This window comes from Paramagnetospirillum magneticum AMB-1, assembly GCF_000009985.1.
Taxonomy (GTDB): Bacteria; Pseudomonadota; Alphaproteobacteria; order Rhodospirillales; family Magnetospirillaceae; genus Phaeospirillum; species Phaeospirillum magneticum.
This window is the reverse complement of the sequence record NC_007626.1, coordinates 3,897,049-3,910,749: the sequence shown is the minus strand read 5'-3', so window position 1 is coordinate 3,910,749 and position 13,701 is coordinate 3,897,049. Positions and strand designations below refer to the sequence as shown.

Genomic DNA, 13,701 nt, shown 5'->3' with positions numbered 1-13,701 from the left:
ACGCCCCGGCTTTTCGGGGGGTCGCCAACTGGTTTTGCCGTGGGTGCCATGAAGACCTTTAACGCCAAACCGTCCGAAGTTGAGAAGAAGTGGGTCGTGATCGACGCGGACGGCGTCGTGCTCGGCCGCCTGGCCAGCATCGTTTCGATGCGCCTGCGCGGCAAGCATCTGCCGACCTACACCCCGCATGTGGACATGGGCGATAACGTGATTATCGTCAATGCCGAGAAGGTCAAGCTGACCGGCAACAAGCTCGCCGACAAGCGCTTCTACTGGCACACCGGCCATCCCGGCGGCATCAAGGACCGTACCATGGGTCAGCTGCTGTCCGGCCGCTTCCCCGAGCGGGTCATCGAGAAGGCCGTCGAGCGCATGATCACCCGTGGTCCGCTCGGCCGTCAGCAGATGAAGAACCTGCGCGTCTACGCCGGCCCCGCCCACCCGCACGAGGCCCAGGCGCCCGAGGTGGTGGACGTTGGGTCCATGAACCCGAAGAATAAGAGGTAGTCCCATGGCCGATCTCTCCAGCTTGGCCGACCTGCAGGCCGCCTCGCCGGTCCAGGCCCAGCCTGTGCACGTGCGCAAGGTTGACGCCCAGGGCCGTGCCTACGCCACCGGCAAGCGCAAGAACGCCGTTGCCCGTGTGTGGATCAAGCCCGGTTCCGGCAAGATCATCGTCAACGGTCGTGAACTGCCGGTCTACTTCGCCCGTCCGGTGCTGCGCATGATCATCAACCAGCCGTTCGAGGCTGCGCGGGTCGAGGGTCAGTTCGACGTGAACTGCACCGTCACCGGTGGTGGTCTGTCGGGCCAGGCCGGTGCGCTCCGTCACGGCATCAGCCGTGCGCTGACCTATTTCGACCCGGGCCACCGCCCGGCGCTGAAGGCCGGCGGCTTCCTCACCCGCGACCCCCGCGTGGTCGAGCGCAAGAAGTACGGCAAGCACAAGGCCCGTCGTTCGACCCAGTTCTCCAAGCGTTAAACTGGGTTTGGCGACAGCCGAAAAGATCAAGGGCCCGGAGGATCTCCGGGCCCTTTTTCGTTGCTTGCCTTTGAAGACGGCCGGGATCAGTCGTAGCTGGCAGTGGTCTTGTCGGTATTCTTGTTGTAGCGGATGGTGATCTTGCTGACCGAGCAGAGATCGATGTCGTGCCAGACGGCCTTGGAATCATCGACGGTATAGACCACCTTCAGATCCCATTCGCAGGTCTTTTCAGCACGCTTGAAGGTGATGTGGACGGACTCGCCGTCGCCCAGGGTATCGCGGCCCATGACATCCTCACCCCAGGCGTCGGCGTGGCCGGGCGAGACAAAAACGGCGTTCAGCTCGTAGCCGGTCTTGTTGACCAGGGTGAAGTCCTGCTTGGCCTCGGCGGCCAGGGCCGAACTGGCGATTCCAGACAGCAGCAGCGCGGCGAAAAACCTTCCCATGGATACCCCCTCGAATGATTTAGAACCATGGCAATATAATCTGGGGGCGCCAAGGGCTGTCAATCGGGCAACGCCCCGAGGGATGGCCTTCTACAGCTTGATGCCATATCGGACGGAGCCCCAGTGGCGGTTGCCCACATTGATGGGGCAATCGATCTCCTTGAGCACCACGAAATTGCCGCCGCCCATGTCGCGGGCATAGGTTTGCGCCAGATATTCCTTGGTGTTGCGGGCGGCCAGGATGCCGGTGCGGTCATCGAACATGCGGCGGTTGCGGCAGTTGGCTGTGTTCCATACGGGGTCATTGGGGCGCTGCGGCTGGGAATAGATCTTGTTGTGGGTGGCGATGTAGCCGTTGCGGTCGGCCACGCAGCAGAACACGGCCCGGGAATCGGAGGCCAGGGCCGGTTCGATGATGGCGGGGATCACTTGGTCGGCCACCTGGGTGTGATGGGCCAGCATCTGTTGCGGATCGGTGTCGAGGACAGGGGTGTATTCGCACTCGAACAGCTCGGCCAGACTGATCCTGCCCGCGTTGACCGCCTGCTCGAAGGCCCGGGCGACGTCGGCGGCGGCCTTCTGGGCGGTGGCGATGAAGGGGGCATCGTTGGCCTGGGCCGCCTGAATGGCGGCGCTGAGCCGCTGTTTGATGTCCTGGCCCACCTTCAGGTACTGGCACTGAATCCCCAGCCGGCTGCCCAGGATGGCCTTGGTGGGGATCTCGCCCACGCCGGGGAAGGTGATGGAGCCGATTTCGCCTTCCAGCTTGGGGGCGTCGCCCACCACCAGAAGGGCGCCCATCAGCGAGATGTCGCCGGTGTGGCCGCTGAAGGTTCGGCCGGCAAAGGTGGCGGTGAATTCCAGCGAGGCGGGAATGCGTTCGACGGCGCGGCGATTGCCGCCATAGGAGGTGCGCAAGATGACGTTGAGGCGTCGCTGCAGTGCGCCGATGTCGTGGTTGACCAGCATGGACAGTTCACTGACCTTGCGGGCGGTCACGCCGGTCTGCTCGGAGGCCTTCAGCACGTCGGCGGCGGCGTCGGCCACGTCGCGGGTGTGATCGGCGGCCTGGACGGCGCTGCTCATGATCTCGCCGGTGGCGGCGCGCTGTTCGTCGGCCGAGGCGGCGATCTGGCCGGCGATCTGCTCCATGTCGCGGATGGTGTCGGCCACGGCCTCGACGGTGGCCACGGCCTTCTGCGTGGTGCTCTCGATGTCGCGGGCCTGGGCATTGACCCGGCCTATGGCGTCCTCGGTCTGCTCGGCCAGCCCCTTGACCTCGGAGGCGACCACGGCGAAGCCCTTGCCGGCATCGCCCGCCCGCGCCGCCTCGATGGTGGCGTTGAGCGCCAGCATGCGGGTCTGGCCGGCGATGGCCTGAATCAGGCTGACCACGTCGCCGATGCGGGCGGTGGCCTCGGTGAGCGTGCCGACGCTGCTGCTGGCCTCGTCCACCCTGTGTCTTGCGGCCTCGCTGTGTTCCGAACTGCTCTGGATGCGCGCCGTGATCTCCCGCGACGAGGCTTCCAATTCCTCGGTGGCGCCGGCCACGGTCTGGACGTTGCCGCTGGTGATCTCGATGGCGCGGGCCACGGTCTCGGATTTGTCGCGCAATTCCTCGGCGGTGGCCAGCAGATGGGCGGCGCCTTCCTTCAGGCGCTCGGCCTGGGTGGAGATTTCCGCCACCGTGTTGTCCACCTCGCCTTCCAGCAGCTCGGTGAGGTTCAGCATCTCGCTGCGCAGCTTTTCCTGCGCCTTGCGGGCATTTTCGGCGCGTTCCTGGACGGCGTAGGCCAGCTTGGCCTCCATGGCGCGCAGCAAGGCGCTGGAGCGCTGGAACTCGCGGACTTCCTCGGCCTGGATTTCGTGGGTGAAGTCGCCGCGGGCGATGGCGTCGAAGTGATATTCCAGGGTGGCGATGGGTCGGCGCAGATAGCGGATCAGCACCAGGGCCATCAGGGTAGCGAGGAGGGTGCCGCCGACCAGGGTGCCGATCCCCAGCCGCATGTGGTGGCCGTAATCGGTGCGGGCGCCCTCGTAGAGTTCCGAGGCCTGGCGCAGTTGCAGGCTCAGGAGATCCTTCAGCACCTCGTGGACCTGCTCGAACTGGGGCTGCACCCCGGTGGCGATATGGCGGCCCAGCGTGGCGGCGTCGCCCTTTTCCGCCAGATCCAGGGCGACCAGCAGGCCCTGCTCGACGAAGTCCTTGCGCCGCGTCTCGAAATCGCCGGCCAGTTCGGCCTCTTCCGCCGGAAGCGGATTGGCGCGATAGGCCGACCAAACCGCGGAAATGTGCTCGGCATTGGCCCGGACGCGCAAGGTCCGGCGGGGAATGGCGTCGGCCTGTCCGTTGTTCAGGTCGATCTGCATCTGGTGGACCAGCAGCAGGTTTTCGCGCATGCGGTCGATGATCTCGACGAATTGCCCCGCCGGGACTGTACGCTGCTGGTAGACCCTCTTCAGAGCCTCGTTGGAATCGGCCATGCCGTCCAGAGTGAACCAGGCGACGGTCCCCATGACCATGACCATGATGGCGATGATCAGGGCGAGGCGCCCGGAAATGGAATTGAGGGCGCGACCCAGGCGGGCCGCCGCCGTAGTGCTCAGGACCCGGCCTTCCTCGACCTTGATGTTGCGGGCCTTGCCGCTCCGGACCTGTTCGTAAAGATGCTCGGCCGCCTCGACCTGGGCGCGGGTGGGGGCGGTGCGGATGGAGATGTAGCCGGTGATCTGGCCACCCTCCATTTCCGGCGTGGCATTGGCCCGCACCCAGTAGTGGTCGCCGTTCTTGGCGCGATTCTTGACGATGCCTTCCCAGGGCTTGCCGGCCTTGATGGTGTTCCACAGATCGGCGAAGGCCACCGGCGGCATATGCGGATGGCGCACCAGATTGTGAGGCGCCCCGATCAGCTCCTCCTCGGTATAGCCGCTGATCTCGATAAAGGCCTGATTGACGAAGGTGATGCGGCCGCCGAGGTCGGTCTTCGACACCAGGATGGTGCCCTCGGGAAGTTCGATCTCGTGGTTGGTGATCGGCTCGTTCACACGCATCTTACTGGTCCCGTCCCAATGCCCTTATACCGAGGGTGTATATGCCCTGCCAGAGGGCCATGTCTACCTGCCCGTTTGACCAAGCTGCGATGCAGGGCTCGCATGCGCAAAAAACATAATATACAGGCAGGGATCGTCATCTCCACGTCATCTTGAGGGTGTATGGTGCGCGACCCACCCATGGAGGTCAGGTCTTGCCTCATATCTACCTGCCCATCGCCGAGCAATCGGTCAGCATCCTGAGCCTGCTGGCGGTGGGGGGAGGAATCGGCATCCTCTCGGGCATCTTCGGGGTGGGGGGCGGCTTCCTGCTGACTCCGCTGCTGATCATGCTGGGAATTCCCCCGGCGGTGGCGGTGGCGTCGGGGGCCAATCAGGTGCTGGGATCTTCGGTCTCCGGCGTTTTCGCCCACTGGCGGCGGCGCAATGTGGACATCAAGATGGCGCTGTTCCTGCTGGCCGGCGGCTTCATCGGCTCGGCCGCCGGCGTCTGGCTGTTCGCCGTGCTCAAGCGCCTGGGGCAGATCGATCTGGTGATCAGCCTGTCCTATGTGGGCTTTCTGGGCTCGGTGGGGCTGCTGATGCTGGTCGAGACCCTGCTGGCCATGCGCGCCGGCGCCGCCGGGCGGCCGCCGGGCAAGCGCCACGTGCATCACAGCTGGCACGGACTGCCCTTCCGCACCCGCTTTCCTCGGTCGGGACTCTATATCAGCGCCCTGCTGCCGCTCGGGGTCGGGGCGTTCGGCGGACTATTGGCGGCCCTGATGGGGGTGGGCGGCGGCTTCATTCTGGTGCCCATGATGATCTACATCCTGGGCATGCCGACGGCGGTGGTGGTGGGAACCTCGCTGTTCCAGATGATCTTCGTCACCGCCAACGTCACCCTGCTTCAGGCCATGTCCACCCAGTCGGTGGACCTTCCCCTGGCTCTGATCCTGCTGGTGGGCGGAGCGGTGGGGGCCCAGTTCGGCTCGCGGCTCGGCGCCCGCCTCGGGGGCGAGAAGCTGCGGCTGCTGCTGTCCCTGATCGTCCTGGCGGTCTGTGCCGAGATGACCGGCACCCTGGTCCTGCCGCCCGAGGATCCGTTCTCGATCGAGTGATGTGGACTTGAGCTCGCGGAGCCTGTCATCCCGAGCGAAGTCGAGGGATCTCCGTTTGGCACGGTGGTGCCAGTTCTGACGTGCCGTGGCAGGATGAGATCCCTCCTCCCGATGGTCGTCGGGATGACGCAATGCCTACTCCAGGAACTGCTCGGCGCCCACCACGCCCAGCTTGGTGACGCCCTGGTGCTGGGCGGTGGCCATCACCCCGGCCACATGGGCATAGGCCACGGCCTTGTCGGGGCGCACATGGATTTCCGGCGGATTGGCGGCCATGGCCGCCTGATGCAGGCGGTTTTCCAGCTCGGCGCGGTCGGCGACCTTTTCGCCGTTCCAGGCGATGGCGCCCTGCGCGTCGATGTCGATGCGCGCCACTTCGGGCAGGATTGCGGCGGGCGGCGGCGGCCCGTCGGGCATGTCGAGCTTCACCGAATGGGTCTGCAGCGGAATGGTGATGATCAGCATGATCAGCAGCACCAGCATCACGTCGATCAGCGGCGTGGTGTTGATGTCGATCATCACATCGGGGTCTTCGGCCTGATCTTCGAACATGATGGGACCCTCAGCGCGGCGGCGGTTCGGTGATGAAGCTGACCTTGGTGATGCCGGCCCGCTGGGCTCCGGCCAGCACGCGGCCCACATGCTCGTAGGCCACCTCGCGGTCTCCCCGGATGAGGATTTCCGGCTGGGGCACCTTGGCGGCGGCGGCATCCAGGCGGGCCAGGAGATCGGCCCGTCCTCCGACGGCATCCTCGTTCCACCACACCCGGCCGGTCTGGTCCACGGCCACGGTGACGTTGCCCGGCTGGGTGATGGTCGGCTGGTTGGCCTCCTTGGGCAACTGCACCGGGACGGTATGGGTCACCACCGGAATGGTGATGAGGAAGATGATCAGCAGCACCAGCATCACGTCCACCAGGGGCGTGGTGTTGATGGCGGCCATCACCGCGTCGTCGCCGTCCTCGCCGTCGCCGGCCGGGCCGAGGGAGATGGCCATCAGCGCACCACGCGCAGATTGCCGCCACCGCTGGACCCGGCCAGCAGCACGGCGTGCAGGTCGGCGGCGAAGGCCCGGACCTTCTCGGCGGCCAGCTTGTTGCGGCGGACCAGCAGGTTGTAGCCCAGCACGGCGGGCACGGCCACGGCCAGGCCGAACGCGGTCATGATCAGCGCCTCGCCCACCGGTCCGGCCACCTTGTCGATGGCGGCCTGGCCGGCGATGCCGATGGCGGTCAGCGCGTGGTAGATGCCCCAGACCGTGCCGAACAGCCCGACGAAGGGGGCGGTGGAGCCCACGGTGGCGAGGACCGCCAGTCCGCCCTGCAATTCCGAGACGATCTCGCCCACGGCGCGCTGGATGGACATGGTCACCCAGGTGTTGAGGTCGATCTTCTCGGTCAGGGCGCCCTCGTGATGCTGGGCGGCCTCCATGCCGGCGGAGGCCACGAAGCGGAAGGGGCTGTCCTCGGCCAGGGCGCGGGCGCCGTCGGCCACCGAGGCGGCCTTCCAGAAGCCGGCGGCGGCGGCCTTGGCATGGCGCATCAGGCGCGACTGCTCGATCAGCTTGACCACCAGGATGTACCAGGACGCCATGGACATCAGGGCCAGGATGATCAGCGTCCCCTTGGAGACGAAATCGCCCTGGGCCCACAGGGCGTCCAGGCCATAGGGATTGTCCACCACCTGCCGGGCGACGGCATGGCCTTCGTCCGCATGGCCGGCCAGGGCGGCGCCGGCCAGGAAAAGGACGGGCAGGGCGGCGAGGGAAGCGCGAATCATGATCTTGTTTCCGGTCATTGCAGTTTCCAGACATAGCGGATGCGGGCCCACGAGCGCTCGGGGCGGCCGTCGACGGTTCCGGGCTTGAAGCGGCAGAGCGCCAGGGCCTGACGGGCGGCCTCGTCGAGGCGTTCGAAGCCGCTGGTGGCGTCGACGACGCTTTCCATCACGGAGCCGTCGGAGTCGATGAGGAACTTCAGCACCACCGCCCCGCTTTCCGAGGCCCGGCGGGCAGCGGGGGGGTATTGCGGCGGCTTGCAGGCGCGGTTCTGATCCAGGGCGGGCGGCACCTTGACCACCTCGCGCACCGGCTCGGCGCTGGGCGCGACGATGGCGGCGGGCGGCGGCGGCGCGGTGGGGACCACGTCGGTGGTGGCGGTGATGGCGGTGGGCGGCGGCGGCGCCTGGGGCCGCAGCTTGGGCGGCGGCACATAGGCGGGCGGCGGCGGCTTGACCACCTTGGGCGGCGGCGGGGGCTGCTCCACCTTGGGCGGGGGCGGCGGAACCGGCTTGATCAGCTCGGCGACGATCTTGGTTTCCAGCGGAGCGCGCAGGATCTCGACGGCGCAATGGCCCAGGCCGTTGGCCAGGGCGTAGATGGCCCCGGCATGCAGCGCCACCACGCCGGCCAGCCCGGCCAGACGCCTGGAGGAGGAGGGGCGTTGCCGCACCGCGAGCATGGCCTACTCCACCGCCGTCAGGCGCCAGCCCTCGGCCCGGGTGACCCAGGACAGCAGGGCGCCTTTGCCGTTGCCGGCCAGGATCGGCCGGTCCGAGGCGTCGGCGGTCCGGGCGACGGGGCGCGGGGCCGACCAGGACCGGCCGGAATCGTCGGAATGGCGGGCCAGCACGGTGGTGGTCTCGCCATCGAACTCCTTCCAGGCCATCCACAGGCGCCCCCGCACCGTCAGCAGCGAGGGCTGCGACACCGTCATGGCGGCATCGCCCAGGGGCTGAGGCTCGGAGAATGGGGCTTCCGGCCCGGCGGCGGAGGCGAAGAACATCCCCTTGCGGGCCGTGCCGGCGGTGTACCAGGCCACATGCAGGGCGCCGTCGGGCGTCGCCGCCAGGCTGGGGCCCACATGGGGGCAGGCGTCCACCCGCCAGTTGTCCTCGGCGATCTTGCGGATGGGGCCGGGCCGGTCGCGGTCGGCGAAGACCATCACGGCGTGGTCGCGGATATTGGGGGCGAAGACATGGCGCCACAACAGCACCGGACGGCCGTCGGGGGTCAGCTCCAGACCGATGCGGCAGCATTCGCAGACATCGGACTGAGCGGTCTCCTGCGTGGTCAGGGTCTCGGCGCCGTCATCGGAGCGGGCCAGCCCCAGCCGGGCGGTCTTGCGGGAGGGATCTGCGCTCTTTTCGATCCAGGCCAGCAGCAGCCGGTCGCCCGGCTCCACCTTCAGGGTGGGAAAGCGCCGGCTGGGCGCCGCGGCGGCCAGGGGGGGCGACGGCTGGAAGCTCCGCCCGCCATCGGTGGAGCGGGCCAGGGCCAGGGTGCCGTTATAGGACTTGTCCCGGGTGGCCCAGGCGGCGAAGACCCGCCCCCTGGAATCGGCGGCCAGGGCGAGGCGGGCATCGGCATTGGCGTCGATGGTCTCCCGCCCGGCGTTGAGGGACAGGGCTTGCTCGAAGCTTGCCCCCCCATCATTAGAGCGCGCCGCCATCACCCGTCCTCCCGCCACCCAGCCCAGCACCAGGGCGCCATCGGGCAGGAATACCGGCGTGGCCTGACTGGCGCAGGCCAGCCTTGTGTCCTCGGCGGCGCAGCCCGGCGGCAGGGTGGGGCCGTGGCCCTTGTGGTCCGCCGCCTGGGCCGACGGGGCGGTCAGGGCGGCGACGAGCAGCGCGAGGATGCGGGTCTTCATGGCGTGCTCCTACAGCTTCAGCTTCAGTTCGGCGATGAAGGTCCGCTGGGGGAAGGGGTGGAACTCATAGTATTTGCAGTCGTTGACGTTATCGATGCCGATGGCCGCTTCCAGGTTCTCGTTGTGCTTGTAGCGGGCGCGGACATCCATGACGAAGAAGGCGTCGAACGACCCGGCGACCTTGTTGACGTAATCGGTGTTGTCCATGGTGGTGGGCATGCGGTCCTGGTAGCGGGCGGCGGTGCTCAGCGCCCATTCGTCGGTGGGGCGATAGGTGGCGGTGACGGTGGCGCGGCGCATGGGAATGTTGGGAACCCGCTTGCCCACGGTCTCGGTGCCGCCGGCCCAGGCGGGGTTCTTGCGGATCTCCGCATCCACGTAGGTCAGGCTGCCGGCCAGATCCAGGCCGGTGATCACCACGTTGTTCTGCTGGGCGGCGAGCTCGACGCCGCGATTGCGGATGGCCTTGACGTTGGTGACATAGGTCGAGGTGCCGCCGCCGGAGGCCGCGTTGGTCTGGCTGATCAGGGCGTTGGCCACGTCCTCGTGGAACAGCGACACCCGGGTCTTGCCGTCGCCCAGGCTGGTCTCCAGGGCGATTTCGTAGGTGTTGGTGCGCTCGGGCGCCAGATTGGGATTGGCGATGGTCATGTTCACGCCGGTGCCGCTGGTCATGTAAAGCTCGGATACGGTGGGGAAGCGGGTGGATCTGGCGGCCGAACCGGTGACGGTCCACTGGGGGACGAACTCCCAGGCCAGCGAGCCCTTGGGGGAAAAGGCGCTGCGGTCGCTGCTGGCCGCGTGGAAGTCCGACGACGAGGTCATGACGTAGCCCTTGAAGGTCTCCCAATACTCGTAGCGCCCGCCCAGCGTCGCCTTGACGGTGTCGGTCAGCTTCCAGACATCCTGGGCCCAGGCGGCATAGGTCTGGGTGTTGCCGCGCGCATCGGTGGTGCGGCCGGTCACCGGCGCCTCGGTGCGCCAGTTGGCGGTGGTGTAGGTGGGCGCAAACAGGATGTAGCGGTCGAAATGGACGCCGAAACTGGCCTCGTGAGCCCCGCCGAGGCCGCCGGGGCGGAAGATGCCCTTGGCGTCGGCGCTGGTCCAGTTGGTGCCGTCCATCTGGGTGTATTTGCCGTTGGTGGTGAAGGTGGTGCCGCCAGCGGTGCCCAGCGGCTGCTTCTGGATGTCGCGGTCGTAATGGACGTGGGTGACGTTGCCTTCGAAGTCCCACAGCCCCTTGGTGTCCGACTTCAGCGACAGGGCGTGGGAGGTCTGGGCCTGCTCCAGGATGTAATTGGACCCGGCGAAGGCGGTGGCGGCCTTGCTCGTCGTGCTGGCCGCGCCGTAGGTGGTGTTGCCGCTGGCGTCCTTGAGATAGCTCTCGGTCCGCGAGCGGCCGTGATTCTGCCAGAAGCCCAGGGTGTAGCTGGCCTTGAGCTCTGGTGTGAAATCATAGGCCAGCTTGGTCTTGATGTTCTGCATCTCGGTGCGCAGCAGCCCGCCCATGCCGATGACGTCGGCGCGGCTGCCACTCTTGTCGACGGCGGAGATGGCGCCGGTGGTGCCGGTTACCGCGCTGGAGGAGGTCAGCACGCTGACCGGCTGGGCCTCGCTGTAAGTGCTGGTGGCGGCGACGAACAACGACAGGTCGCCGATCTTGTGGCCGATGGTGGAACTGCTCTGGTCGGTGCGGTAGGTGTCTTTGGTCTTATAGAGGTTGAACGCCTGCAGGGTCTCGGTCTGCTTGGCGGTGACCTCCAGCTTTTCCGGCATGCGGGTGGTGATCTGCAGCACGCCGCCCATGGAATTGCCGGCATGCTGGGCGGCGAAGGGGCCGTACATCATGTCGACCCGCTCGATCTCCTCGGGCGCCACCATGCCCCAGCGCGGACCGCCCCTGGTGTTGTCGTTGGCCAGCAGGGCGGAAATGGGGATGTCGTCCACATAGACCAGCGAGCGGGCGCTGGAATTGTAGCCCCAGGTCCGGGTCATCAGCACCGCCTGGGTGTCGCCGTTGTTGCGCTTCCTGACCGACAGGCTGGGCATGTACTTCACCGCATCCTCGGGGTCGACCACGTTGACGGTGTCGGCCAGCTTCTCGCGGGTGATGGATTCGGCGGTGTTGGGGATCTTGTAGCGCTCCATGACGGAGGGCTTTTCCTTGATCACCACTTCGGGCATGTCGGTGGCGTCGTCCTCGGCCCGGGCCGGGGCGCCGGCCAGAATCATCAGGCTGCAGAGCGCGGTGCCGGCGCACAGCAGTGCGCGGCGGGAAAGCTGGAAATACATGACTCGATCCTCGAAATCCGTGGAACACCCCCCAGGGGGCGAAAAGCTCAGACGGTACGAGGAGAGGACGGAGGGGCCCTTGACCGGGCGAAAGCCGGGCGGGCGGCGGGCGGCACCTGATCATCGCTGAGGATGACGGTGACGGTGCGGCTCATGGCCGGGATGGGGGCCTGGGGTGTGGCTATCCAGGCGGCGGACTCGCCAGCCATGGGCAGGCAGAAGATGCAGTGCTTGACCTGGGTCAGCGGCCCGGGATTGTCATCCGGCGAGGGGTCGCCGCTCGAATCGTGGCACAGCGAGGATTGCAGGTCGGCCCGAAGCGCCGCCTCGCCGGCCAGGGCGGCAACCCCACCCAGGTCCAGCAGCGGCATTACCAGTTGCAGCGCGAAGGCCACCAGCAGCAACCGCGCCATGCCGGCCCCCCGGGACCGGATTGCTTGCAGCCAGTTGCTGGGACGTAAGGTGCCGCTGGTCATGAACCTTGTCGCTGCGAATGATTATCAACGCTTGAGTACTGGTTTAGGCGCCGCCTGGCGTGGAGTCAACGTGGATTCCCGTGGAAAGGATAGACCAGCGTCAGCTAATGTACTGATTAGCATAGTGTGTCGCCGTCTTACTTGATGGACGTCAAGCCACCGGATCGCCGTTTTCGGGACGAAGAAAAGGTCGCGCTTCGTTACACGGACTCACACATTCTTTCCGTTCGCAGGTGGTGCCTGGCGTGGGGGCGCCCCATCATGGCGTCCATGGAAGTCTCAACGGACAGCATTCGGGGCAGGATATGAACGGGTCACTCATCGAGATCATCGGCCGCGCCATCGCCGCCGCTCGGCAGGTGGGCCTGGACTATGCCGAGGAGTGCGACGCGGCGCGGGCGGTGCTGCTGGCGCGGGATGCCAGCCTGACCCCCGGCGCGGCCCGAATCCTGGTCGAGCAACTCTATTCCCAGGCAGTGGCGGACTGCGCCGCCTGACCGGCGAGGGGCGTATGGTGACCGGACAATCCTATAAGTGCATCGCCATGCTGTCCGAGGCCCGCCGTCTGTACGGCGAGGGCCATTACGCCGAGTGCCTGCGCATCATCGAAAGCATCCGGACCTGCTCGACCCGATGCGGCGAGCAGGCAGCCTGCGCCATCGCGCTTCGTCTGGCCGGACCCATAGTCGAGGAATTGCACCCGGCGCAATGATGGGCGGTGCCCCGCGGACGAAGGCGTCGCCCGCGGGAAACCAGACTATCCCCTGGCCTGATAATACAGGTTCTGCACGTGGCTGCCCGCCGCGAAGAACACCCAGCGCTCGGCCAGCAGGCCCACGAACTGGCACAGGAAGGCCAGCACCGGCAGGCCGGCCAGCAGCAGCGCCGCCGGAGCGACGAAGCCCACCGCCAGGAAGAACACCGACAGCCCCTTCACCGTCTCGGCGCCGCCGGGGGCGACGAACTCGACGGTATTGAACGAGCTGCCCATGAAGCCCTGGGTGACCTGGCGGATCTGGGAGTGATGCAGGCCGATGGCGCTCTTCAGGGTGGAGCGCGGCTGGCCGGTGGCGTTCCGCCACAGCTGGAAGGCGCGGGTGGCCAGGGCCAGCAGGGTCAGCAGCACCGCCGAGCCGGCCAGGAAGCCGGCCAGGGCGTTGTCCTGAAGCTGGGCATAGGCGGCGGCCAGGGTGAAGCCCGAGGCCAGCCCCATCATCAGGTAATTGACCACGGTCCAGCCCGAGGCCCACTGGCGGATGAACCGCACGCAGGCATAGATCATGCCGGTGCAGACGAACAGCGCCAGCGAGGCCAGGGTGGCCAGCAGGCCCAGCACCAGCGGCAGATCCAGCGTGGCGCCATTGCCCAGGCGGATGACCACCGGTGCCCAGCCGAAGGCGTGGATGACGGCATAGAGGAAGACCAGGCCGCACAGCACGGGCAGCAGGATCACTTCCCGCGACAGCCACGAGGTGCGCCAGCGGGTGGCGGCCCGCCAGCCGCGCTGGGGATTGGACAGGTGGAAGACCGAAGCCACCAGCCCCAGGCACAGCAGCGCCAGGGCCAGCGCGCCGCCCAGGGCATAGAAGCCGCCGCTGCCGCCGCCGGCGTAAAGCTGCCCGGCGGTGAGCGCGATCAGCAATCCCTGTCCGGCGCCGATCAGGGTGGTGAGGAAGATGACGGAAAATGCGGGTTTCATGA

15 protein-coding genes are annotated in these 13,701 nt (G+C 67.2%); 5 read left to right on the top strand and 10 right to left on the bottom strand.

Translation table 11 applies throughout. The features are described 5' to 3' along the window. The first annotated feature begins 48 nt into the window (after window positions 1–48). A complete protein-coding gene (rplM, locus tag AMB_RS18005; RefSeq protein WP_011385916.1) occupies window positions 49–507 on the top strand; it encodes a 50S ribosomal protein L13 in 459 nt (152 codons plus the stop codon). Between the two features lie 4 nt (window positions 508–511). After that, window positions 512–982 (top strand): 30S ribosomal protein S9, encoded by a 471-nt coding sequence (gene rpsI / locus AMB_RS18000; RefSeq protein ID WP_011385915.1) that lies wholly within the window; start codon window positions 512–514, stop codon window positions 980–982. A gap of 86 nt (window positions 983–1,068) precedes the next feature. Here the strand turns inward: rpsI and AMB_RS17995 are convergent, their stop codons facing one another. Both AMB_RS17995 and AMB_RS17990 read right to left on the bottom strand, forming a co-directional pair. Beyond that, window positions 1,069–1,431, bottom strand: a complete 363-nt coding sequence (locus AMB_RS17995; RefSeq protein WP_043745097.1) for a hypothetical protein — start codon at window positions 1,429–1,431, stop codon at window positions 1,069–1,071. 90 nt (window positions 1,432–1,521) lie between these two features. Further along, window positions 1,522–4,482 (bottom strand): methyl-accepting chemotaxis protein, encoded by a 2,961-nt coding sequence (locus AMB_RS17990; protein ID WP_011385913.1) that lies wholly within the window; start codon window positions 4,480–4,482, stop codon window positions 1,522–1,524. A gap of 194 nt (window positions 4,483–4,676) precedes the next feature. On the opposite strand from AMB_RS17990, the gene AMB_RS17985 reads away from it, so the two are divergent. Further along, window positions 4,677–5,582 carry a sulfite exporter TauE/SafE family protein gene (locus AMB_RS17985; RefSeq protein WP_011385912.1) on the top strand — a complete coding sequence of 302 codons (906 nt, stop codon included), beginning with the start codon at window positions 4,677–4,679 and terminating at the stop codon, window positions 5,580–5,582. Window positions 5,583–5,717: 135 nt separating this feature from the next. Here the strand turns inward: AMB_RS17985 and AMB_RS17980 are convergent, their stop codons facing one another. From AMB_RS17980 to AMB_RS17950, 7 genes are read right to left on the bottom strand one after another with little or no spacing between them, the layout of a single operon-like run. Next, complete coding sequence (locus AMB_RS17980) at window positions 5,718–6,134, bottom strand: ExbD/TolR family protein (protein WP_011385911.1); 417 nt, start codon at window positions 6,132–6,134, stop codon at window positions 5,718–5,720. A gap of 10 nt (window positions 6,135–6,144) precedes the next feature. After that, on the bottom strand, window positions 6,145–6,579 hold the full coding sequence (locus AMB_RS17975; RefSeq protein WP_011385910.1) for an ExbD/TolR family protein: 435 nt from the start codon (window positions 6,577–6,579) through the stop codon (window positions 6,145–6,147). After that, window positions 6,579–7,361 carry a MotA/TolQ/ExbB proton channel family protein gene (locus tag AMB_RS17970; RefSeq protein WP_231848885.1) on the bottom strand — a complete coding sequence of 261 codons (783 nt, stop codon included), beginning with the start codon at window positions 7,359–7,361 and terminating at the stop codon, window positions 6,579–6,581. Before AMB_RS17970 ends, AMB_RS17975 begins: the two co-directional genes overlap by 1 nt. 14 nt (window positions 7,362–7,375) lie before the next feature. Further along, a complete protein-coding gene (locus AMB_RS26830) occupies window positions 7,376–8,041 on the bottom strand; it encodes an energy transducer TonB (RefSeq protein WP_011385908.1) in 666 nt (221 codons plus the stop codon). Window positions 8,042–8,044: 3 nt separating this feature from the next. After that, on the bottom strand, window positions 8,045–9,232 hold the full coding sequence (locus tag AMB_RS17960; protein ID WP_011385907.1) for a sialidase family protein: 1,188 nt from the start codon (window positions 9,230–9,232) through the stop codon (window positions 8,045–8,047). 9 nt (window positions 9,233–9,241) lie between these two features. Continuing rightward, a complete protein-coding gene (locus tag AMB_RS17955) occupies window positions 9,242–11,524 on the bottom strand; it encodes a TonB-dependent receptor (RefSeq protein ID WP_011385906.1) in 2,283 nt (760 codons plus the stop codon). A 47-nt stretch (window positions 11,525–11,571) separates the two neighbouring features. Further along, window positions 11,572–12,000, bottom strand: coding sequence for a DUF2946 family protein (locus tag AMB_RS17950; RefSeq protein WP_011385905.1), 429 nt, complete (start codon window positions 11,998–12,000; stop codon window positions 11,572–11,574). A gap of 305 nt (window positions 12,001–12,305) precedes the next feature. Here AMB_RS17950 and AMB_RS17945 point away from each other — a divergent pair, with 305 nt between their 5' ends. After that, the gene (locus tag AMB_RS17945) at window positions 12,306–12,497 is read left to right on the top strand and encodes a hypothetical protein (RefSeq protein ID WP_011385904.1); all 192 of its coding nucleotides are present in this window, start codon (window positions 12,306–12,308) and stop codon (window positions 12,495–12,497) included. 14 nt (window positions 12,498–12,511) lie between these two features. Then, window positions 12,512–12,712 carry a hypothetical protein gene (locus tag AMB_RS17940; RefSeq protein ID WP_011385903.1) on the top strand — a complete coding sequence of 67 codons (201 nt, stop codon included), beginning with the start codon at window positions 12,512–12,514 and terminating at the stop codon, window positions 12,710–12,712. Between the two features lie 45 nt (window positions 12,713–12,757). Here AMB_RS17940 and AMB_RS17935 read toward each other — a convergent pair whose 3' ends face one another. Further along, window positions 12,758–13,699 (bottom strand): dimethyl sulfoxide reductase anchor subunit family protein, encoded by a 942-nt coding sequence (locus tag AMB_RS17935; RefSeq protein ID WP_011385902.1) that lies wholly within the window; start codon window positions 13,697–13,699, stop codon window positions 12,758–12,760. Between the last annotated feature and the right edge of the window lie 2 nt (window positions 13,700–13,701).

What these genes read in the sequence shown, in the direction of transcription:
- AMB_RS17955 (WP_011385906.1), bottom strand. Translation starts at nt 11,524, where the DNA reads ATGTATTTCCAGCTTTCCCGCCGCGCACTGCTGTGCGCCGGCACCGCG.
- AMB_RS17970 (WP_231848885.1), bottom strand. Translation starts at nt 7,361, where the DNA reads ATGATTCGCGCTTCCCTCGCCGCCCTGCCCGTCCTTTTCCTGGCCGGC.
- AMB_RS17950 (WP_011385905.1), bottom strand. Translation starts at nt 12,000, where the DNA reads ATGACCAGCGGCACCTTACGTCCCAGCAACTGGCTGCAAGCAATCCGG.
- AMB_RS17980 (WP_011385911.1), bottom strand. Translation starts at nt 6,134, where the DNA reads ATGTTCGAAGATCAGGCCGAAGACCCCGATGTGATGATCGACATCAAC.
- AMB_RS26830 (WP_011385908.1), bottom strand. Translation starts at nt 8,041, where the DNA reads ATGCTCGCGGTGCGGCAACGCCCCTCCTCCTCCAGGCGTCTGGCCGGG.
- AMB_RS17945 (WP_011385904.1), top strand. Translation starts at nt 12,306, where the DNA reads ATGAACGGGTCACTCATCGAGATCATCGGCCGCGCCATCGCCGCCGCT.
- AMB_RS17990 (WP_011385913.1), bottom strand. Translation starts at nt 4,482, where the DNA reads ATGCGTGTGAACGAGCCGATCACCAACCACGAGATCGAACTTCCCGAG.
- AMB_RS17975 (WP_011385910.1), bottom strand. Translation starts at nt 6,579, where the DNA reads ATGGCCATCTCCCTCGGCCCGGCCGGCGACGGCGAGGACGGCGACGAC.
- AMB_RS17960 (WP_011385907.1), bottom strand. Translation starts at nt 9,232, where the DNA reads ATGAAGACCCGCATCCTCGCGCTGCTCGTCGCCGCCCTGACCGCCCCG.
- rplM (WP_011385916.1), top strand. Translation starts at nt 49, where the DNA reads ATGAAGACCTTTAACGCCAAACCGTCCGAAGTTGAGAAGAAGTGGGTC.
- AMB_RS17940 (WP_011385903.1), top strand. Translation starts at nt 12,512, where the DNA reads ATGGTGACCGGACAATCCTATAAGTGCATCGCCATGCTGTCCGAGGCC.
- AMB_RS17935 (WP_011385902.1), bottom strand. Translation starts at nt 13,699, where the DNA reads ATGAAACCCGCATTTTCCGTCATCTTCCTCACCACCCTGATCGGCGCC.
- AMB_RS17995 (WP_043745097.1), bottom strand. Translation starts at nt 1,431, where the DNA reads ATGGGAAGGTTTTTCGCCGCGCTGCTGCTGTCTGGAATCGCCAGTTCG.
- rpsI (WP_011385915.1), top strand. Translation starts at nt 512, where the DNA reads ATGGCCGATCTCTCCAGCTTGGCCGACCTGCAGGCCGCCTCGCCGGTC.